This window comes from Priestia sp. USM5 (assembly GCF_058323215.1).
Genome location: NZ_JBSGKN010000008.1, coordinates 31,046 through 53,389, shown reverse-complemented (window position 1 = coordinate 53,389; position 22,344 = coordinate 31,046). Strand labels below are relative to the sequence as shown.

Here is a 22,344-nt window from a genome sequence, read left to right as displayed (position 1 = left end):
ATTTATACATATTTTAAGTCAGAACGAGCGTTGTTACGATTTAACAATCTGAAAAATATTATCTTTTGTACCCAAAATAAGACGGGTCTATATACACATTTCTATTGGTACTTTACATATACTGTTACGATTTATTTTGTTATCAGAGGTGAGTAAATGCCATATGTTAATCGGTTTTTAACCAACGCTAATGGGGCTGTTACATTTACAGGAAACACTTTTGGCTTAAATAAGCAAGCCAATGCTAATGCTCCTGGAACAGCAGGCTCAATAGGAACTTTTTTCAGTGTAAATCCAAGCTCCATAGATGGATCGTTTCCTACAGGAACTACGGCAAATTATCTGCAAAACTCTTCTAGTGCAGTTTTAAGACTCCCATCTAGCACTACTCAAATTCTTTATGCAGAATTAATATGGGGTGGAAGCTATCTTTATGGTGGAGAAGATGTTAGCGCAGCTTTAAATAACGCTGTGACTTTTATTACTCCTATCAGAACAGTTAGTGTGCAGCCAGATACAGCAACACGTTTTACCTTAACAACTTCAAGCTTTTATTATGTGCGCAGTGCAAACGTGACAAATTTGATTTCTCAAGCAGGTACGTATTCAGTACAGGGTGTTCCTGGAACACAAAGTACAACAGAAAACAATGCAAATGCAGCTGGGTGGACATTGGCCGTAGTATATGCTGATCCGTTACAGAAATCTCGAAACTTGTCTATTTTTGTTGGAGCAGAATTGACCAGTTCATCTACAGGAAGCTCTACTGCAGCTGTAACTGGATTTGGTACGCCTATTACAGGAACAGTAAATGGTAGATTATTAGTAAGTGCTATTGAAGGGGATTCAGCTATAGTAGGTGATCAGCTCCAATTCGGCCCTACGGTTGCAGCTTTGCAACCAGTTTCGGGACCGAATAATCCTATAAATAACTTTTTTGCTTCTCAAATTAATAATGATAGTGGTGTATTAGATACAAGTGGACAATTTGGCAGTTTAAATAGCACACCCGGAGGAAGCTTATCGGGTGCTAGGCAGGGGTGGGATATTACCAATATTGACGTCTCAGCTCGGTTATCAAATAACCAAACCAGTGCCGTCGTACGTGGGACGACAAATGGAGATACTTACGTTATTAGTGCTTTAGCTCTTCAAGTAGATATTAATGCGCCTGTTTTAAATGTATCGAAGTCTGCTAATGCTACATCTGCTCGAACAGGAGATATTATTACTTATACAGTCCAAGTAAGTAATACCGGCACAGCTTCGGCCAATGTTCTAATAGCTACAGATCCATTGTCTTCAGCAACAACCTTTATTCCTAATAGTTTGCAAGTGGATGGAGTTACTCAGACAAATGCAGATATCCGAAATGGTTTGTCGCTTGGTACATTAAATATTAATCAAACTCGGGTTTTGACATATCAGGTTAGAGTAGCTGGCCCTCTAACATCAATCTCTTCTCTTGGCAATCAAGTTTTTATTAATTACCAATTTGAAAGTACACCAGGAAACGTATTAACAGGATCAGGTGCTTCTCCTGTCAATAGTGTAACAGCTATTAACACTCCTCCCACAGTTCCAAATTATACTATTACAAACCCTGAAGATACTGTAGCTATTGGAACAGTCATTGGCAGTGATATTGATGGGAATCCTCTAACTTATCGTGTTGGTACGAGGCCGACTAATGGAATAGTAACTGTTAATCCTAATGGCCAATTTGTCTATACCCCAAATTTAAACTTTAACGGAACGGATCAATTTACAGTTATTGTAGACGATGGGCAAGGAGGAACAGCTACCTCTGTAGTTACCATAATCAATACGCCTGTAAACGATAATCCTGTTACTCAAAACTATGCAGTTATCACTAATGAAGATACCCCTTTAGTTGGTCAGATACAAGCTACAGATGTAGATGGTGACTTACTTACCTTCCAATTACAATCTCCACCAACAAACGGAACAGTTACCGTAACTAATAGTGGAGGTTACACGTATACCCCCAATTTAAATTTCAACGGAAGCGATCAGTTTACCGTGTTGGTCTCAGATGGTCAGGGAGGCACGGCCGTTTCGACAGTAACAGTGACAGTAACGCCGGTGAACGATGCACCGACGGTGCCAAACTACACGTTTACTACACAAGAAGATAGCCCTGTGGTAGGAGCAGTCGTAGGGACCGATGTAGATGGGAATTCTCTTAGCTATCAGCTGCAAAATAGGCCAACAAATGGAGTAGCAGTAGTAAATGCAAATGGAACGTTTAGTTATCAACCAAACTTGAATTTTAATGGAAGTGATCAATTTACGGTATTGGTGTCAGATGGCCAAGGAGGAACGGCGGTTTCGACGGTGACCATCAACGTTATCCCTGTCAATGATCCCCCAATTACGTCCAATGTGAGCTTTACGATTGCGGAAGATAGCACGTTAATCAACCGAGTAGTGGCGGTAGATCCTGATGGAAACCCGTTAACGTTTAGCCTACAAACGGCACCGGGCAACGGAGTGGCCGTGGTGAATGCAGATGGAACGTTTAGCTACCAGCCGAACCTGAACTTTAATGGGACGGATCAGTTTACAGTGTTGGTGTCAGATGGCCAAGGAGGAACGGCAGTTTCAACGGTGACGGTAATAGTCACGCCAGTGAATGATGCACCGACGGTGCCAAATTACACGTTTAGTACGCAAGAAGACAGTCCTGTGGTAGGAGCAGTGGTAGGAACGGACGTGGATGGAAATCCTCTTAGTTATCAGCAGCAAAATGGTCCAACAAATGGAGTAGCAGTAGTAAATGCAAATGGAACGTTTAGTTATCAACCAAACTTGAATTTTAATGGAAGTGATCAATTTACGGTATTGGTGTCAGATGGCCAGGGAGGAACGGCGGTTTCGACGGTGACCATCAACGTTATCCCTGTCAATGATCCCCCAATTACGTCTAATGTGAGCTTTACGATTGCGGAAGATAGCACGTTAATCAACCGAGTAGTGGCGGTAGATCCTGATGGAAACCCGTTAACGTTTAGCCTACAAACGGCACCGGGCAACGGAGTGGCCGTGGTGAATGCAGATGGAACGTTTAGCTACCAGCCGAACCTGAACTTTAATGGGACGGATCAGTTTACAGTGTTGGTGTCAGATGGCCAAGGAGGAACGGCAGTTTCAACGGTGACGGTAATAGTCACGCCAGTGAATGATGCACCGACGGTGCCAAATTACACGTTTAGTACGCAAGAAGACAGTCCTGTGGTAGGAGCAGTGGTAGGAACGGACGTGGATGGAAATCCTCTTAGTTATCAGCAGCAAAATGGTCCAACAAATGGAATAGCTGCAGTGAATGCAGATGGAACGTTTAGTTATCAACCAAACTTGAATTTTAATGGGACGGATCAGTTTACGGTATTGGTGTCAGACGGTCAGGGAGGAACGGCAGTTTCAACGGTGACCATTAATGTTATCCCTGTCAATGATCCCCCAATTACGTCCAATGTGAACTTTACGATTGCGGAAGATAGCACGTTAATCAATCAAGTAGTGGCGGTAGATCCCGATGGAAATCCGTTAACGTTTAGCTTACAAACGGCACCGGGCAACGGAGTGGCCGTGGTGAATGCAGATGGAACGTTTAGCTACCAGCCGAACCTGAACTTTAATGGGACGGATCAGTTTACAGTGTTGGTGTCAGATGGCCAAGGAGGAACGGCAGTTTCAACGGTGACGGTAATAGTCACGCCAGTGAATGATGCACCGACGGTGCCAAATTACACGTTCAGTACGCAAGAAGACAGTCCTGTGGTAGGAGCAGTGGTAGGAACGGACGTGGATGGAAATCCTCTTAGTTATCAGCAGCAAAATGGTCCAACAAATGGAATAGCTGCAGTGAATGCAGATGGAACGTTTAGTTATCAACCAAACTTGAATTTTAATGGGACGGATCAGTTTACGGTATTGGTGTCAGACGGTCAGGGAGGAACGGCAGTTTCAACGGTGACCATTAATGTTATCCCTGTCAATGATCCCCCAATTACGTCCAATGTGAGCTTTACGATTGCGGAAGATAGCACGTTAATCAATCAAGTAGTGGCGGTAGATCCCGATGGAAATCCGTTAACGTTTAGCTTACAAACGGCACCGGGCAACGGAGTGGCCGTGGTGAATACGGATGGAACGTTTAGTTATCAGCCGAACCTGAACTTTAATGGGACGGATCAGTTTACAGTGTTGGTGTCCGATGGCCAAGGAGGAACGGCAGTTTCAACGGTGATGGTAATAGTCACGCCAGTGAATGATGCACCGACGGTGCCAAATTACACGTTTAGTACGCAAGAAGACAGCCCTGTGGTAGGAGCAGTGGTAGGAACGGATGTGGATGGAAATCCTCTTAGTTACCAGCAGCAAAATGGTCCAACAAATGGAATAGCTGCAGTGAACGCAGATGGAACGTTTAGCTACCAGCCGAACCTGAACTTTAATGGGACAGATCAATTTACGGTATTGGTGTCAGATGGTCAGGGAGGAACGGCAGTTTCAACGGTGACCATTAATGTTATCCCTGTCAATGATCTCCCAATTACGTCCAATGTGAGCTTTACGATTGCGGAAGATAGCACGTTAATCAATCAAGTAGTGGCGGTAGATCCCGATGGAAATCCGTTAACGTTTAGCTTACAAACGGCACCGGGCAACGGAGTGGCCGTGGTGAATACGGATGGAACGTTTAGTTATCAGCCGAACCTGAACTTTAATGGGACGGATCAGTTTACAGTGTTGGTGTCAGATGGCCAAGGAGGAACGGCAGTTTCAACGGTGACGGTAATAGTCACGCCAGTGAATGATGCACCGACGGTGCCAAATTACACGTTTAGTACGCAAGAAGACAGCCCTGTGGTAGGAGCAGTGGTAGGAACGGATGTGGATGGAAATCCTCTTAGTTACCAGCAGCAAAATGGTCCAACAAATGGAATAGCTGCAGTGAACGCAGATGGAACGTTTAGCTACCAGCCGAACCTGAACTTTAATGGGACAGATCAATTTACGGTATTGGTGTCAGATGGTCAGGGAGGAACGGCGGTTTCAACGGTGACCATCAACGTTATCCCTGTCAATGATCCCCCAATTACGTCCAATGTTAGCTTTACGATTGCGGAAGATAGCACGTTAATCAATCAAGTAGTGGCGGTAGATCCCGATGGAAATCCGTTAACGTTTAGCCTACAAACGGCACCAGGCAACGGAGTGGCCGTGGTGAATACGGATGGAACGTTTAGTTATCAGCCGAACCTGAACTTTAATGGGACGGATCAGTTTACAGTGTTGGTGTCCGATGGTCAAGGCGGCACGGCAGTTTCAACGGTGACGGTAACAGTCACGCCAGTGAATGATGCACCAACGGTGCCAAACTACACGTTCAGCACGCAGGAAGATAGTCCTGTGGTAGGAGTAGTGGTAGGGACAGATGTGGATGGAAATCCTCTTAGTTATCAGCTACAGGTTGCGCCAGTAAACGGAGTAGCTGTGGTGAATGGAGATGGAACATTTAGCTACCAGCCAAACCTAGATTTTAATGGGACAGATCAATTTACGGTATTGGTGTCAGATGGTCAGGGGGGAACGGCGGTTTCGACCGTTACAATAAACGTAATTCCAGTGAATGACCCTCCAATCACCGCTGATTTAGCATTTACAATTAATGAAGATACACCTCTTACAAATCAAATTCCAGCTTTTGATCCAGATGGGGATCCGTTGACATTTACTTTGCTGAATCCGCCTCCGTCAAATGGAAGTGTTGTATTAGGGGCAAATGGAGTATTTACCTATACACCAAATTTAAATTACAACGGAATGGATACTTTTGGTGTGCTGGTATCAGATGGTAAAGGAGGAACTTCCCTTTCTACTGTGACCTTAACAATCGTGCCTGTAAACGATCCGCCAGTAGGAGGAGATAGAGCTGTTACAACGACCATTAATCTTCCTGTTACAAGCAGCATACCTGCTTCAGACCCTGACAACGTTACTCTAACCTATACTCTTCAACAAAATCCAGATAATGGTGCAGCCGTCATAAATCAAGATGGTACATTCATTTATACACCTAATAACAATTTCATAGGTAATGATCAATTCACCATATTAATAACAGACCCAGAAGGAGCCACTGCACTATCGACTATTTTTGTAACGGTCCTTGAAACAAACGGAACTACAACTTCACAGGATTTGCAAATCTCTACTGATGAAGACACACCAGTAACAAATCAAGTAATTGCTACTAATGTAAATGGAAATCCACTTGTTTACACTATTGAAAACCCACCCATTAATGGAGTAGTAACAATTGATTCTAATACAGGAATATTTACGTATACACCGAATGCAAACTTTAACGGTTCAGATGCTTTTGTAGTATATATAACTGATAACTTAGGAGGAAATGCTACTGCATCAGTTATCGTTACAGTTATTCCAATAAATGATTCTCCAATTGTTCCAAATTATCAGTTGACGACTAACGAAGACACACCTGTAACTTCTATGGTAATTGCAACTGATATTGATGGTAATCAGCTGGATTATTCGTTACAAAATGCTCCAGTGAACGGAATAGTAAACGTAGGGTTAGATGGGATGTATACCTATACACCGAATGCAAACTTTAATGGAACTGACCAATTTACCGTACTAGTAAGCGACGGCCAAGGAGGAACAGCCATCTCCACCATCATGATTACGGTTCTGCCAGTAAATGATCCACCAGTAGGTCCGGTGGTGGTGACGTTGGTTACAACCGAAGATACGCCAGTGTCGAGTCAAATTACAGCGTTTGATCCAGATGGAGAGGTGCTGACGTACAGCTTACAAGATCCGCCAACAAACGGAGTGGCAGTGGTAAATCCAGATGGTACGTTCACGTATACACCAAATGGAAATTATAATGGTCCGGATACATTTACGGTGTTAATAAGCGACCCGTCGGGCGCATTTATAGTGACAAATGTATTAGTAACGGTTACGCCAGTGAACGATGCACCAGTGGTGCCGAATTATGAGTTTGTGATCAATGAAGACACGAGTTTAAATAGCCAAGTGGTGGCAACGGATGTAGACGGAAATCCCCTAACGTACGGGTTACTGACAGGTCCGGTGAATGGAACGGTGGTAGTAAATCCAGACGGAACCTACACGTATACGCCAAATGAAAATTACAACGGGGTAGATAGCTTTAGTGTCGTAGTAAGCGATGGCCAAGGAGGAACAGCCATTTCCACCATCACGATTACGATTCTGCCAGTAAATGATCCACCAGTAGGTCCAGTGGTGGTGACGTTGGTTACCAATGAAGATACGGCAGTATCGAGTCAAATTACAGCGTTTGATCCAGATGGAGAGGTGCTGACGTACAGCTTACAAGATCCGCCAACAAACGGAGTGGCAGTGGTAAATCCAGATGGTACGTTCACGTATACGCCAAATGAAAATTATAATGGTCCGGATACATTTACGGTGTTAATAAGCGACCCGTCGGGCGCATTTATAGTGACAAATGTATTTGTGACGGTCACGCCAGTGAACGATGTACCAGTGGTGCCGAACTATGAGTTTGTGATCAACGAAGACACGAGTTTAAATAGCCAAGTGGTGGCAACAGATGTGGACGGAAATCCCCTAACGTACGGGTTACTGACAGGTCCGGTGAATGGAACGGTGGTAGTAAATCCAGACGGAACCTACACGTATACGCCAAATGAAAATTACAACGGGGTAGATAGCTTTAGTGTCGTAGTAAGCGACGGCCAAGGAGGAACGGCCATTTCCACCATCACGATTACGATTCTGCCAGTAAACGATCCACCAGTAGGTCCAGTGGTGGTGACGTTGGTTACCAATGAAGATACGGCAGTATCGAGTCAAATTACAGCGTTTGATCCAGATGGAGAGGTGCTGACGTACAGCTTACAAGATCCGCCAACAAACGGAGTGGCAGTGGTAAATCCAGATGGTACGTTCACGTATACGCCAAATGAAAATTATAATGGTCCGGATACATTTACGGTGTTAATAAGCGACCCGTCGGGCGCATTTATAGTGACAAATGTATTTGTGACGGTCACGCCAGTGAACGATGTACCAGTGGTGCCGAACTATGAGTTTGTGATCAACGAAGACACGAGTTTAAATAGCCAAGTGGTGGCAACAGATGTGGACGGAAATCCCCTAGCGTACGGGTTACTGACAGGTCCGGTGAATGGAACGGTGGTAGTAAATCCAGACGGAACCTACACGTATACGCCAAATGAAAATTACAACGGGGTAGATAGCTTTAGCGTCGTAGTAAGCGACGGCCAAGGAGGAACGGCCATTTCCACCATCACGATTACGATTCTGCCAGTAAATGATCCACCAGTAGGTCCAGTGGTGGTGACGTTGGTTACCAATGAAGATACGGCAGTATCGAGTCAAATTACAGCGTTTGATCCAGATGGAGAGGTGCTGACGTACAGCTTACAAGATCCGCCAACAAACGGAGTGGCAGTGGTAAATCCAGATGGTACGTTCACGTATACACCAAATGGAAACTATAATGGTCCGGATACATTTACGGTGTTAATAAGCGACCCGTCGGGCGCATTTATAGTGACAAATGTATTAGTAACGGTTACGCCAGTGAACGATGTACCAGTGGTGCCGAATTATGAGTTTGTGATCAATGAAGACACGAGTTTAAATAGCCAAGTGGTGGCAACGGATGTAGACGGAAATCCCCTAACGTACGGGTTACTGACAGGTCCGGTGAATGGAACGGTGGTAGTAAATCCAGACGGAACCTACACGTATACGCCAAATGAAAATTACAACGGGGTAGATAGCTTTAGCGTCGTAGTAAGCGATGGCCAAGGAGGAACAGCCATTTCCACCATCACGATTACGATTCTGCCAGTAAATGATCCACCAGTAGGTCCAGTGGTGGTGACGTTGGTTACCAATGAAGATACGGCAGTATCGAGTCAAATTACAGCGTTTGATCCAGATGGAGAGGTGCTGACGTACAGCTTACAAGATCCGCCAACAAACGGAGTGGCAGTGGTAAATCCAGATGGTACGTTCACGTATACGCCAAATGAAAATTATAATGGTCCGGATACATTTACGGTGTTAATAAGCGACCCGTCGGGCGCATTTATAGTGACAAATGTATTTGTGACGGTCACGCCAGTGAACGATGTACCAGTGGTGCCGAACTATGAGTTTGTGATCAACGAAGACACGAGTTTAAATAGCCAAGTGGTGGCAACAGATGTGGACGGAAATCCCCTAACGTACGGGTTACTGACAGGTCCGGTGAATGGAACGGTGGTAGTAAATCCAGACGGAACCTACACGTATACGCCAAATGAAAATTACAACGGGGTAGATAGCTTTAGTGTCGTAGTAAGCGACGGCCAAGGAGGAACGGCCATTTCCACCATCACGATTACGATTCTGCCAGTAAACGATCCACCAGTAGGTCCAGTGGTGGTGACGTTGGTTACCAATGAAGATACGCCAGTATCGAGTCAAATTACAGCGTTTGATCCAGATGGAGAGGTGCTGACGTACAGCTTACAAGATCCGCCAACAAACGGAGTGGCAGTGGTAAATCCAGATGGTACGTTCACGTATACACCAAATGGAAATTATAATGGTCGGGATACATTTACGGTGTTAATAAGCGACCCGTCGGGCGCATTTGTAGTGACAAATGTATTTGTGACGGTCACGCCAGTGAATGATGTACCAGTGGTGCCGAACTATGAGTTTGTGATCAACGAAGACACGAGTTTAAATAGCCAAGTGGTGGCAACAGATGTGGACGGAAATCCCCTAACATATGGGTTACTGACAGGTCCAGCAAATGGAACGGTGGTAGTAAATTCAGACGGGACCTACACGTATACGCCAAACGAAAATTACAACGGGGTAGATAGCTTTAGTGTCGTAGTAAGCGACGGCCAAGGAGGAACAGCCATTTCCACCATCACGATTACGATTCTTCCAGTGAATGATCCACCAGTAGGTCCAGATGTTATTACGGTTACTACTTTTGAAGAAAGCCCTGTTACAGGCCAAATCGTAGCAACTGATCCAGATGGAGAGGTGCTGACGTACACCTTACAAGATCTACCGACTAATGGAACAGCCGTAATCAATCAAGAAGGGTTATTCACTTATGTACCAAATGAGAATTTTGCTGGAAATGATACATTTACTGTACGTATAGCCGATCCAGCTGGACAGTTTATTATTACGAATGTATTTGTTATTGTTATACCAGTTGAACAGCCACCCACTGTACCTAATTATTCGGTTACCACTCCTGAAAATCAATCTGTAACTGGCCAGGTAGTAGGAAGCGATCCGAATGGAGATCTGCTCACGTATCGTTTAGGAACTTCTCCAGTGAATGGAAGCGTCATAGTAAATGGAGATGGCAGTTTTATATATTCACCTAATTCTAATTATGTAGGTCCAGATTTATTTACGGTTATTGTAGAAGATTCAACAGGTCTCACAGCAGTGTCTATTGTAAATGTTACAGTTATTGACGTGAACAGTTCGCCAGTTACAAGTGATGTTATCCTTCAGACTATAGAAAATGTAGCAATTAACGGGCAAGTTTTTGCCACAGATCCAGACGATAATCTACTCACTTTTAGTTTATCTGGTACTCCTTTTAATGGAACAGCTGTGGTAAATCCAGATGGTACCTTTTTGTATACCCCAAACCCTAATTTTATTGGTTTGGATTCTTTCACAGTGGAGGTGAGGGATAGTCGCGGAGCTAGTGCACAATCTCTTGTAACTATCAGTGTAATTCGGGTGAACCAACCACCGATTGTTGTAGATTTATCACTCTCAACTGTCCAGGGTCAGTTTGTAACAGGGCAAGTTCCTGCCTTTGATCCTGAAGGAGATCCACTAGTATATGGTCTAAATTTAGCACCACTTAATGGTACGGCCATTATTAATTCAGATGGAACATTTACGTATACGCCGAATCCAAGTTTTGTAGGAACAGATTCATTCTCTGTTTTCGCCAGAGATCCTCTTGGAAACCAAGGGTTTGGAACTATTACTGTAGAAGTCCAATCTCAAGATTTACCGGTTAGCGCTGAAGGGCTAACGTTAACTACTTTAGCAAATCAACCTGTAAGTGGGTCTATCGCTACTGTGAATCCAGCAGGCTCTCCATTAAGTTATGCTGTAGCCATTCCGCCATCAAATGGAACTGTTGTATTAAACCAAGATGGAACTTTAGTATATACTCCAAATCTTGGATTCACAGGAGAAGATATCTTTGATATCGTTGTTATAGATTCAGCTGGAAATCAAAGTATTGCTAATGCTGTTGTGACAGTAGTAGTAGGAGACATAATTTCAGTGGTCAATAGTGAAATAACGACTTTATTCAACACCCCAGTTTCTGGGCAAGTAAGTGCTACAAATTTGAGTGGAAACCAATTGTTTTATACGCTTACGTCGAATCCAAATAGTGGATCTGTCATAGTTAACCCAGATGGGATATTTAGTTATACGCCAAATCCTGGATTCTTTGGAACAGATCAATTTCAAGTACTTGTAAGTGATGTTCTTGGTAATACAGCTGTTGCAACTATTTCTGTTATTACTCAGGGACCGATAGAACAGGCGCCAATTGTAGCTAATCAAGCACTATCAACAATCGAACAGCAGCCCGTAACAGGAAGTATTGCAGCTATTGATCCACAAGGAGAAGCATTAACTTATGCCTTACTTGGCGGACCAGCGAATGGAAATTTAATACTAAATCCAGACGGTACTTTCACGTATACTCCAAATCCAGGATTCATAGGAACAGATTCTTTTACAGTATCTGTTCAAAATGAGAAAGGTTTAAATGCAGCTACTACGGTTCAAATAACTGTTACACAATTGGTAAATCAAATTGTAGTCAGTAATACTACTGTTCGAACAGTAGAAGGGCAGAGTGTAAATGGTGCACTTTCAGTTCGAGATCAGCTAAATAGGCCACTAACCTATACCCTTAACAACCTCCCTGCTTATGGAACGGTTATCTTAAATCCAGATGGAACGTTTGTTTATACACCAACTCCTGGTGTGAATGGAACTGATCAATTTGACGTTCTGGTTCAAAATGATCAAGGAGATCAAGCAATTGCTTCAGTTTTAATTATAATTGATCCGGTTCAAAGTACTATTACACCACAAGACATCACAGTACAGACTCAGCAAGGTGTAACTGTCTCAGGGACGATATCGGCTACTGATCCTTTTGGGAGACCAATTAGGTTTTCTTTAAATGCATCTCCATCCAATGGAACAGCTGTGGTAAATGCAGATGGAACGTTTAGCTATACACCAAATCCAGCATTTTTTGGAGAAGATAGTTTTCCTGTGTTGATTCAAAATGACAGAGGAGACTCTGCAATTGGTATTGTACGGATAGTTGTTCAAGAAAATCAAGATAGCATTGTTGTAACTCCTCTTACGGTTCAAGGAGTAACTAACCAACCTGTTACAGGTCAAGTTACGGCAGTTGATGCATTAGGTAATCCATTAACCTATCAAATTCAGAGTTTACCTGCAAACGGAACATTGAATTTTAATCCAGACGGTTCATTTATCTATACGTCGAATCCAGGATTTACCGGTATAGATTCTTTCACAGTAACTGTTCAGAATAATCTTGGTCAGTCAGCAACAACTAGTGTTACTGTTTTGATTCAGGGAGTTGATGATCCGATTACAGTTGAAAATCAACTTTTAACCACACCAACTGGTCAAATTATTGAAGGTCAAATTATCGCAACGGATGCATTAGGAAGGCCTCTTACCTTTGCTGTGGCTACCCCACCAACGAATGGAGTACTTGTACTACGAGCAGATGGAACGTTTAGTTATACACCAAATTCAGGCTTTGTTGGTCAGGATCAATTCGTGGTATCTGTAAGAAACAGTGACGGACAACAAGCGTTCTCAATTGTTACTGTCAATTCTACCGCAAGTAATAATATAATTACTCCAGGAAATAATACCTTTGCTACTTTGCAGGGGGTTCAAGTGGTTGGTAATATTCAGGTAACAAATTTGCTGGCACGTCCATTAAATTACACACTAGCAACAGCTCCTTTAAGTGGTAGCGTAACCGTTGATTCCAATGGAAGGTTTGTCTATCAGCCTGCGCCTAATTTTGTAGGAACGGATACCTTTACTGTATTAGTACGAGATGATCTAGGAACAGAACTACTGGTAGTGGTAACAGTTGTAGTAGGCAGAGACCCTCAGCCTCCTAATGTGGTAGGGCAAGTAATAAAGTTATTTGTTAATACTCTTACTACTGGTCAGCTCATTGCTATTGATCCAAATTCTTTACCACTAATTTATCAAGCTATAACAGGTGCTCAAAACGGACAGTTTAGAATTAATCAAAATACAGGCCAGTTTATCTATATCCCTAACGTTAATTTTGTAGGAACAGATACAGTAATCATAAGAGTCACTAATTCAGATGGAGCTTCAAGTGAAGCAGCAATTACTTTTATTGTGGAAAGAAGAGTGTCGCCAGCACCGCCACCAGTTCCGGGTAAATCTAATACTAAAAAGAAATCGTTGCGAGATCCGCGTAAAAATAAATTAAAAGGTAAGTGTCCTATAAAGGCATCTAATCAATGCATAAAAGGAATTATTAACAAGAAAATATGTGGTGAAATTGATGCTTGTACAGACAAAAACCTACCGCTTAAATATCAAATCTTAAAGGGGACGAAGAATGGTAGATTTAAACTTAATACGGAGACCGGCGAGTTTATTTACATCCCTAACTTAAACTTTACAGGAGAGGATTCAGCTGTTGTGCAGATCATCAGTATAGAGGGGACATCCGTTCAAGTTACTATTGAATTTGTTATAAGAAAATAATTAACAGTTAAAAAGCTATCCAATAAGTTATTTGTTGGATAGCTTTTTGAATTAAAGTTCATGATGTTTTGTACGTAGCGAGCATAATTGAATATAAAAATAGTAATAATTGGATTGATTTAATTTTATACATAAATTGAGGTGATATTAATGTATAAGGTTGTTATATTTGGAAATAGTTGTTCAGGTAAAACTACACTAGCTGCACAGTTAGGTGAAAAATTACATATACCTATCCATCATTTAGATTTGTGGTTTAGAGAACCTAAAATGAGAAAAATATCGCAAATTAGGCAACGAAAGAGGTACTTTAAAAAAAAGTTAGAAAGGGTGTTAAATACAGCAAGTTGGATTGTTGAGGGATGGGGATATCTAGATACGTATGATTTACGTTTTAGTAAAGCCGATATTATTATTTTTTTAGATGTTGTCCCTAAAGAATCTAAAGAACGATTTTTAATACGAGAACAGAATAAACAAATGCACATAAAAATAACTGAAAAATTGGTTAAACAAAGCTTTTACAAAATTGATAAATTTCATGAAGAAAACCGACCTATTATATTGGATCTTTTTCAGAAGTATGAAGGAGAACCAGGGAAAAGCTTATTTCCTATTGCGAGAAAATACAATTTAGAACAATTACTTGCTACATTAAGAAATGGGAAATATGGATAGAAAAAACGTTTACTTATAGGTAATTTATAAGTTACTGAATTACTCCATTTCTTTCTTCAAGCGTTACTTATTTGTCCCTAGATATGGAATGTGTGTTAACACGCTTCTTTTTTATGAGTATTACATATGTATTTATGATGAATGAAAAACTCTTTTATAGTTATGGAAAATCGTTTACATAGAGGTTATAAAAAGTGTTTTGCTTTTTGTTGTAATATAGGCATTCTATAAATGTAGTGGCTTTAGATAACTTTCTCTGTAATAAAATAGTGTACAGGCTGTAGTAGCAAAGAATTTTCAATAGCTTGTACACTGTTAGTTAGTTTATGAGGATATATTGAAGATACTACTTGTCATAACTCTGTTCGCATAGTATTTTCAACAATTCTATTAACAGGTTATTAAAGGGTCAATGGTTTTCTAAGGAGTTAGTAACAAGGTCAATGCTTGTAAAAAATTTTGTATAAAAACAGCTGTATCGTTATTGGATGTTGTTACATTGACACCTTTACTGTTTTTAACGATAACTCTTTGTCTATTTAATTGAAGTGACCTTGCGGTTTGGGAAACTTCTTGTAAAAACAGCCTTATTGAATTGGCATCGAGACCTATTGAAAGTAACAAAATGGTTAATATTTGTATGAAGCTTTGAAGAAATATGGCTGTTTGTGTATCTGTTGCAGTAATAGTAACATCACAGGAGTTTTTCACAAGAATGATTGAATCAGAAACTTGATCACTGAGGATCTGTTGTCTGGTATCAGTTTCAATAAGTGCATTGTTATATCTATTGGAACAAAAATAATTTTTCTCTGCACATTTTGTTTTTTTACAATTTTTTTCTTTTTTTCTTGAAGGTTTGGAATTTAGACAACTACAGTAGCACTTTCTTTTTTTAGAACAACTCAAAGTGTAACCTCCTTTATATGTTTCTAGTATATTAATATGAAAATTAAGGAGGTTTGCTTGTATACTTGTCCCTTTTCTTTTATATATTATAGGAAAAAAGAGTAACGTTTAATTTAATAGTGTTATGCCGCTTAATAAATCATTCCAAACAGAAGTATTGGTGCAATTATCTCGCGAAACTTGAACCCAACAAATTTTGTCTTCAGGTGTTCCAAAATTCATGTCTTTTACTCCATGTAATTCTTCGTCAACAGTCTCAACTAACAGAAGGTTAAAGTTACCGTTAGTCATGTCTGTTAAAATTGATTTTAAGTTAATTACGTCTTCGTAGCTTGTGGGCATCCATTCATATCTTATAAATAACGTACGTTGACTTTGCGCGATTTGATTAAGAAATGTTTGAATACGATGATCTAATCTTATTTTATAAGGTGGATATTGGGCAGACCAGTCTTGATTAGGAATCATGGGGAAATCGTGGACAGAGTCGATGTTATATTTAATATCTGTAACATAATGAGCTCTTATTGATTCAGAAGTTCCTGGTTTAAAAATAGGGTACCCGTTATCATCCATATAATTAGCGAGTATGTCTTTTTCAATTATGTTTTCTGCTTCCATAAAACCTTGAAATTTATTTCTTAATAATGTATTTATATCGGGGAGATAAGGAGATTGCATCCAATCGAGGGGAAACGAATGCCTTCTCAAACCGTGACGTTCGGAATAAAGCGCTGGGCCACACCAGCTTCCTAAGCCAGCCACCAAATTATAAGGGCCTTTTATATCTTGTAAGTTTATATCAATCACTCCTTTTTTTTCTTACACTATAGTATATAGAATAGGGTTTTCAGTTGATTGGACAATGAAAGGCATATTTAAAAAGAATCTTTTTTACGAGTCTATATAAAGAGCAATTATTTATATTGGAAATTCAAATGTTACACTCCAATATAAAATAAAAAACATGACAAGATTAAAGGTTTGTCATGTTTTTTATTTTATATAGGATTACGTATTAATTACGGTAGTGACAGATAACGTACTAGTTGGAGTTGAGGTAGAAGTTGCAGAGTGAGTAACAAATTCTACAATTACAGGTGCTCCAACAGTTACAGTATCATCAATATTTAAGGCTGTAGTAGATAAAGTGTAGACATTAGTAGGTTGCATGACTCCATTGATATATATATTAGCGTAAGAATTAGCTGTTACATCAGGCAAAGCTGTGATTGTTGCTCCTACATCATCAATAAAGCTTCCAGCAGGTATCGATGTGACTCCTCCTGCAACCATTGGGGCCGTTACAAATGTTGTAAATCTTGCTGGGGTAGGAGCCACACTCGTTGCTGTTGCTACTGTAATATCTCCAGCAATTGTACTAGTGGCTGTAAAAACAGGTTTAATAATAGGCATATGTCTTATTCTCCTTTCGAAGCATGGGATGTAGAAAGAATGTTAATATCCCCTCTATCTATTAATAGTCAGATTTCTATTATTTGCCACGGTCAATAGTCTATATAGGCAGTCCAAATTTTTAAATGGTGAAGAATCTTTTTACCATTTAGGTCTTTTGCCGTTTCTAAATTAAAGTAGAAGAATAATAAATAGAGAATTAGCGTTGTTTTATATTTCCTTTAATGATTTCAAAGTGTATTCGTAAAGAAGCATTTTAAAATTTTTAAAAAAGAAGAGCGATAAATAATTCAATAATTAAGAAGGGAGGATTATAAATGCCAATCGTTAAGCCCTTTATGAATTCTTTAAGGTTTAGTAGCACTGCAGGAGCAGGAACAGGTACTGGCGCTACCTATAATATTCTTGCTACAGCTTTTACTACTGATGGAGGAACAGCTGCTACAGTTTTTCCAACTGCTCCTGCTTATTATAATCTTTATATTAACGGGCAAATTCAAACAGGTGATACTTCAACAGTTACTACTAGTTCTATTACCATTCCTGATGGAGACACCCTTGCATCTGCTACTCCTATTGTGGTTGAGTTTGTTGTAAACTAACTAATGTATTGTATTTTTTAGCTGATTTCCCAACTGGGGAAGTCAGTTCTTTTTTTATGACTATCTTAGAATTTATAAACTTTTTTATACTTCCTTATTAATTAACACAAATTGGATAATAATAGGAACCCCTTTTGAAGGCACTTCTTCTGTTAGTAAAGTTAAGCTTCCTTTTTGAATTTGATAATTAATATTAGGCTGTAGAATACCATTAATAAATAAATTGATATAAGAAGCTTCTTCAGGTGCCAATATTTCAGTGGTTCCATATTGAGCTATCCCATCATTATTGGTATAAAGGCGTTTTTGACCATCTGAAAAAGTAAAATATAATAAATTAGTGGAGGGAATTAAATCTGAGAGTGGAGGCCCCTGAGGCCCCTGAGGCCCCTGAGGCCCCTGAGGCCCTTGAGGCCCCTGAGGCCCCTGAGACCCCTGAGGTCCTTGAGGCCCCTGAGACCCCTGAGGTCCTTGAGGCCCCTGAGACCCCTGAGGCCCTTGAGGCCCCTGAGACCCCTGAGGCCCCTGTAGCCCCCGAGGACCTCTATACTTTTGATTACAGAGGTTATGAATAGAACAAAATACCAATATAGATTGTGAATTGGAAACATATACAGAATGGGGTAATCTGTAACAATGAGCTTTTCGTTTCTTTTTTTTGTAAGAGATCTTTTTACAGAGAACGTATCTACGTATCAAGTGTCAATACCTCCTTTTATTGCAATTTCATCTACCTTAAATCAGTGAAGGGGAGAGTAGACATACAAGAAGGATAAAAGAAGAAAGGTAACCTTGAGGTTCTTTATACATTAGAGTAGTTAATTATAACTTGACTTTTTATAGCTTTTATAAAGAAAAGATGAAGAAATATTACTCTAGCGACTTTTGTCCAACATATACATTCACACGTGTCTTCTTTATCTGGAATGATTATATATAGGTTTGTTAACAAATATTGAAATAACTGTAAGTTTTTCAGTTTTTTCTTCAAATAGAACTTCCAATACTTATGGTATTCATTTACTTGGTAAATGAGCGCCTAATGATAGTATAAGTGCTATAGAATTTATAACCTAAGGGTGAATCCTACTGATAACTAGCATCATCCGGGCTCATTGTTTAGGAGCATTATCGATACAATTTTTACCTCTTCATTCACCAAGTATATTAAATAAATAGATTTCACTCTAAAACGCCTTAACTACATAGCGTATACAGGATGTAGTTAAGGCGTTAGCAGGAACAATAAAGACTTGTATTGAATGTATATACAAATTGTATAAATGAGGTGATAAGGTTGGGGAAATTGGATAAGTACGCTCAGCAATCAAAAGCAAAAGAACCAAGTAAGGTTCTGCCCATTCGATTACCTGAAAGTATATATGAGCAATTTCGACAACGTTGTGAAGAGTTAGGGTTATCTATGTCTGAAGCTGGATATTTGCTCATTAAAGAAGAATTAGAAGATGGTCTATACAACGCTAGTACAAATGAAGTTGCTGCAACTACACAGCGAATACAAAATCGTATACATCGTGAAAACACTTCGTATACAAAGGAAAATACAGATAAATCCCCTTTTTTTTCTACTAGGTGGACGTCAATTAATTATGAAGTTGAAAACGAATTACCTTGTCCTCTATGTCACCAATGGTATAGCAAAGCGAATTTTTCTCGGCATGCCAAAAACCATAGTGCCACTACTAAAGAGCTTTTAGAAAACAATGAAGATATAGTTTACAAAATGATTGATGAACGTAAACTAACTCTGTAAACAGTTTATTATATGTATTTGTATAGGTGTGGAGATTCACCTTTTGATTCCAGAAAGACACCTGAGAGGGAACAAAAGGTGAATGTTCTAATTGTTAAAGTAATGATGCATGAATGCATTTTCTATTCACCAAATGGTGAGGGGGTGAAATTCTGCAATTAAAGCATTGTATTGTACTTGAATTTTACATATTTGTTTACGCCTTAAACTTCACTGCTACTGTTTCTATTAGCTTATCAAACAACCAACCTCTGCGAAATTTCTACTCTAATTACCTTATCTCTACGTACAAATAATTCCTTTAACGTGTTGTTAACCTGAAATTAGATAGTCAAATAATCACTTTTTTTATGAAAATGACTATTATTGGACAAGCACACAAACATTTTATAAACAAATGAATAAAATAGTATATAAATAAAAAAGGAGTGATTATTATAAAAAGCTATCGTCACCATAATAAAAACGATGAAGTATATTATGTAGAAGCTGCTTACCCATCTAAGGGTTCATATAATAAGAAAAAAGAGAATGAAAAATTCTTTGTTGAAAATCATACAATTGAGGGTTCTGGAACCAATTTAACAGGAAATATCCCATTAACTATTGCAGTTCCTGCTAATGCTATAGATGTAACTGTTTTTGAAGACTTTACTAGAAACCATAACAAAACGCTTCTTCAGTTATCAGCTGCAGCTACTGGCGTTGGTGTAGCTACTGGTCTTACGGTATCAATTTTTGTTAGAGGATCTAGACTACCGATCTCAGCGACTATACCTGCAGGTTCTACAAGAGCCTTTCAAGTTGAAAACTTTGAAAAATTAACTGTTTCGAATCCTTCTGCTACTACGGAAGGAACTTTAAATGTCTTTATACAGAAGACATTCTGTATTGGTTGTAATAGTCAAAATAAAAAATCCAATAAAGGCTGTTGCTTCTAAAATAGTAAAAAAACCACCATGTACAATTTACTTTGTGCATGGTGGTTTTTTATTACTAGAAAATTTTAAGTATCTTGATTACTCCAGCTATATCTTAGACATTCTGTAAAAAAAGAAAAGGGCTATTAACCCGAGAGCTAATAGTCCTTACTCATTATTTAGTTACAAGTAATTAGGGTTAGAATTAAATAACTTAATTGTAATAACTTTTACTGCACTTACATTTATTTTTAGCATAGTCTTTTTCGTAAAAGACAACTTTATCTTTGCCATAATCTTTTTCATGTTTGTCTTTGCATTTATCTTTGCCATAATCTTTTTCATGTTTGTCTTTGCATTTATCTTTGCCATAATCTTTTTCATGTTTGTCTTTGCATTTATCTTTGCCATGATCTTTTTCGTGCTTGTCTTTGCAATTATCTTTGCCATGATCTTTTTCGTGCTTGTCTTTGCATTTATCTTTGCCATGATCTTTTTCGTGCTTGTCTTTGCAATTATCTTTGCCATGATCTTTTTCGTGCTTGTCTTTGCATTTATCTTTGCCATGATCTTTTTCGTGCTTGTCTTTGCAATTATCTTTGCCATAATCTTTTTCGTGCTTGTCTTTGCAATTATCTTTGCCATGATCTTTTTCATGCTTGTCTTTGCAATTATCTTTGCCATGATCTTTTTCATGCTTGTCTTTGCAATTATCTTTGCCATAATCTTTTTCGTGCTTGTCTTTGCATTTATCTTTGCCATGATCTTTTTTATGCTTGTCTTTGCATTTATCTTTTTCATCTTTGTTCTTACGAAGGTCATACATCGCTTTTAAGCAGTGCTTACTTTCATCATTTTGATCATAATAAAATTTAGTCAAATGAATTCCCTACCTTTGTTTAAAATTGGTGTTTCTATATATTCTATTTTCAAACAGAAAAATTGCTTGTACATTGAGGTAAAAATGGCTTTTAGACTATTTTTAAGTTAATAGTCTAAAAGCAGCATAAAAAAAGCATTTATTGATATATTCCTAACTCTTTACCCCATGTTGAAATCTTTTCAAGATGGTAACTTAAAAGTTCACCTTCACGGTTATCAGCAATCCTTCTCAGTTGAGTGTGAAGGCCTCTTTCCAAGGTTCGCTGGAGATAGGCCATTTTATAAAGAATCATAGGGTTTGTTTTAAAGGTAATTCCGTGTTTTTTCATTTCAGCCACGTATAGACCCACACACTGAGTACGTATTTTCTCTGCATTTGGTTGCCAGTCTTTTCTGAAGCCTAACAATAGTTCCACTAATACAACCATGTCAAACCATACTGGAGCGTATTTGGCTGACTCCCAATCAATGAATTGAATAGGCCATGGTGTATGTCCAGTAACATTTTTGCTACATATATTTTGCATGTGTAGATCGCCATGCGTAATAGCTAATCCATTTTTAGTTAATTCAGGAAAGAAATCCGGTCCTTTATTGTATAGCTTAATTAATGATGAATAATAAGGTTTTATAATATGGCCAATACGATCATCTTTCATTGCTGCATGCAATAGGTCAACTGTTTGATTCATAGATTTGGCCCTATTCTTTTTTGTAGAAGCATAAACAGGTAGCCAATCTCTCCAAACGTTTTCATTCTTTTTAAACCTATTTTCAAAAGTTTGACCATGAAGTTTAGCTATACTGGGAATAATATATTGAAAGTGAGACGGAGAGAAGGTCAATTGTCCACGTATTTGATTAACAAATTCCATAAAGACCCAGGTTTCATTTTCGACTGTTTCTACAAGATAAATGCGAGGCAAAAACTCTTTTAAAATGGGGTAAGATTTTTTGTAAATATTAATCTCTACTTCATTTTTGTAGGCTGTCGAATTGTAGACCTTAAAGATAATTGGATAATAACCATTTTTTCTTTGAAGCAGTAATTTATATATACTACTTCGTTTTGTTGATTTTAAACACTTAATTTCTGAAGGGATAACTGTAATTTTCTCACCCATCGAATAAGAAAGTTTTTCTGCTATTTTTAAATCTTTAATCTGATAATAGAGCGCCTTAAGATCATACATAG

Annotated in this window: 11 protein-coding genes; 5 read left to right on the top strand and 6 right to left on the bottom strand. The window is 39.2% G+C overall.

Features of this window, described 5'->3' with window-relative positions; genetic code table 11:
- The first annotated feature begins 156 nt into the window (after positions 1 to 156).
- Together ACWATA_RS28525 and ACWATA_RS28520 are read left to right on the top strand one after the other, a co-directional pair.
- Positions 157 to 13,968, top strand: a complete 13,812-nt coding sequence (locus ACWATA_RS28525) for a tandem-95 repeat protein (protein ID WP_473050492.1) — start codon at positions 157 to 159, stop codon at positions 13,966 to 13,968.
- A gap of 150 nt (positions 13,969 to 14,118) precedes the next feature.
- The gene (locus ACWATA_RS28520; RefSeq protein WP_154974772.1) at positions 14,119 to 14,646 is read left to right on the top strand and encodes a P-loop NTPase family protein; all 528 of its coding nucleotides are present in this window, start codon (positions 14,119 to 14,121) and stop codon (positions 14,644 to 14,646) included.
- Between the two features lie 420 nt (positions 14,647 to 15,066).
- Here the strand turns inward: ACWATA_RS28520 and ACWATA_RS28515 are convergent, their stop codons facing one another.
- From ACWATA_RS28515 to ACWATA_RS28505, 3 genes are all read right to left on the bottom strand, one after another.
- Entirely contained in the window at positions 15,067 to 15,555 is a 489-nt protein-coding gene (locus ACWATA_RS28515; protein ID WP_098627456.1) for a spore coat protein, read from the bottom strand.
- A gap of 108 nt (positions 15,556 to 15,663) precedes the next feature.
- The gene (locus tag ACWATA_RS28510; RefSeq protein WP_154974769.1) at positions 15,664 to 16,365 is read right to left on the bottom strand and encodes a DUF1796 family putative cysteine peptidase; all 702 of its coding nucleotides are present in this window, start codon (positions 16,363 to 16,365) and stop codon (positions 15,664 to 15,666) included.
- Between the two features lie 201 nt (positions 16,366 to 16,566).
- Positions 16,567 to 16,971 (bottom strand): DUF4183 domain-containing protein, encoded by a 405-nt coding sequence (locus ACWATA_RS28505; protein ID WP_028412740.1) that lies wholly within the window; start codon positions 16,969 to 16,971, stop codon positions 16,567 to 16,569.
- Between the two features lie 317 nt (positions 16,972 to 17,288).
- Between ACWATA_RS28505 and ACWATA_RS28500 the strand changes: the two genes are divergently transcribed.
- Positions 17,289 to 17,573 carry a DUF4183 domain-containing protein gene (locus ACWATA_RS28500; RefSeq protein ID WP_154974766.1) on the top strand — a complete coding sequence of 95 codons (285 nt, stop codon included), beginning with the start codon at positions 17,289 to 17,291 and terminating at the stop codon, positions 17,571 to 17,573.
- 84 nt (positions 17,574 to 17,657) lie between these two features.
- Here the strand turns inward: ACWATA_RS28500 and ACWATA_RS28495 are convergent, their stop codons facing one another.
- Positions 17,658 to 18,161, bottom strand: a complete 504-nt coding sequence (locus ACWATA_RS28495) for a DUF4183 domain-containing protein (protein ID WP_473050499.1) — start codon at positions 18,159 to 18,161, stop codon at positions 17,658 to 17,660.
- Positions 18,162 to 18,870: 709 nt separating this feature from the next.
- Between ACWATA_RS28495 and ACWATA_RS28490 the strand changes: the two genes are divergently transcribed.
- Together ACWATA_RS28490 and ACWATA_RS28485 are read left to right on the top strand one after the other, a co-directional pair.
- Positions 18,871 to 19,347 carry a hypothetical protein gene (locus ACWATA_RS28490; protein WP_473050498.1) on the top strand — a complete coding sequence of 159 codons (477 nt, stop codon included), beginning with the start codon at positions 18,871 to 18,873 and terminating at the stop codon, positions 19,345 to 19,347.
- 428 nt (positions 19,348 to 19,775) lie between these two features.
- On the top strand, positions 19,776 to 20,288 hold the full coding sequence (locus tag ACWATA_RS28485) for a hypothetical protein (protein ID WP_052191924.1): 513 nt from the start codon (positions 19,776 to 19,778) through the stop codon (positions 20,286 to 20,288).
- A gap of 193 nt (positions 20,289 to 20,481) precedes the next feature.
- On the opposite strand, the gene ACWATA_RS28480 is transcribed toward ACWATA_RS28485, so the two are convergent.
- Positions 20,482 to 21,147 (bottom strand): hypothetical protein, encoded by a 666-nt coding sequence (locus tag ACWATA_RS28480; protein WP_473050497.1) that lies wholly within the window; start codon positions 21,145 to 21,147, stop codon positions 20,482 to 20,484.
- 139 nt (positions 21,148 to 21,286) lie between these two features.
- A complete protein-coding gene (locus ACWATA_RS28475) occupies positions 21,287 to 22,342 on the bottom strand; it encodes a phosphotransferase (protein ID WP_154992522.1) in 1,056 nt (351 codons plus the stop codon).
- Positions 22,343 to 22,344: the final 2 nt, after the last annotated feature.

Excerpts from the sequence above, each read along its gene's own strand:
- ACWATA_RS28500 (WP_154974766.1), top strand. The coding sequence starts at position 17,289 with ATGCCAATCGTTAAGCCCTTTATGAATTCTTTAAGGTTTAGTAGCACT.
- ACWATA_RS28475 (WP_154992522.1), bottom strand. The coding sequence starts at position 22,342 with ATGTATGATCTTAAGGCGCTCTATTATCAGATTAAAGATTTAAAAATA.
- ACWATA_RS28505 (WP_028412740.1), bottom strand. The coding sequence starts at position 16,971 with ATGCCTATTATTAAACCTGTTTTTACAGCCACTAGTACAATTGCTGGA.
- ACWATA_RS28520 (WP_154974772.1), top strand. The coding sequence starts at position 14,119 with ATGTATAAGGTTGTTATATTTGGAAATAGTTGTTCAGGTAAAACTACA.
- ACWATA_RS28525 (WP_473050492.1), top strand. The coding sequence starts at position 157 with ATGCCATATGTTAATCGGTTTTTAACCAACGCTAATGGGGCTGTTACA.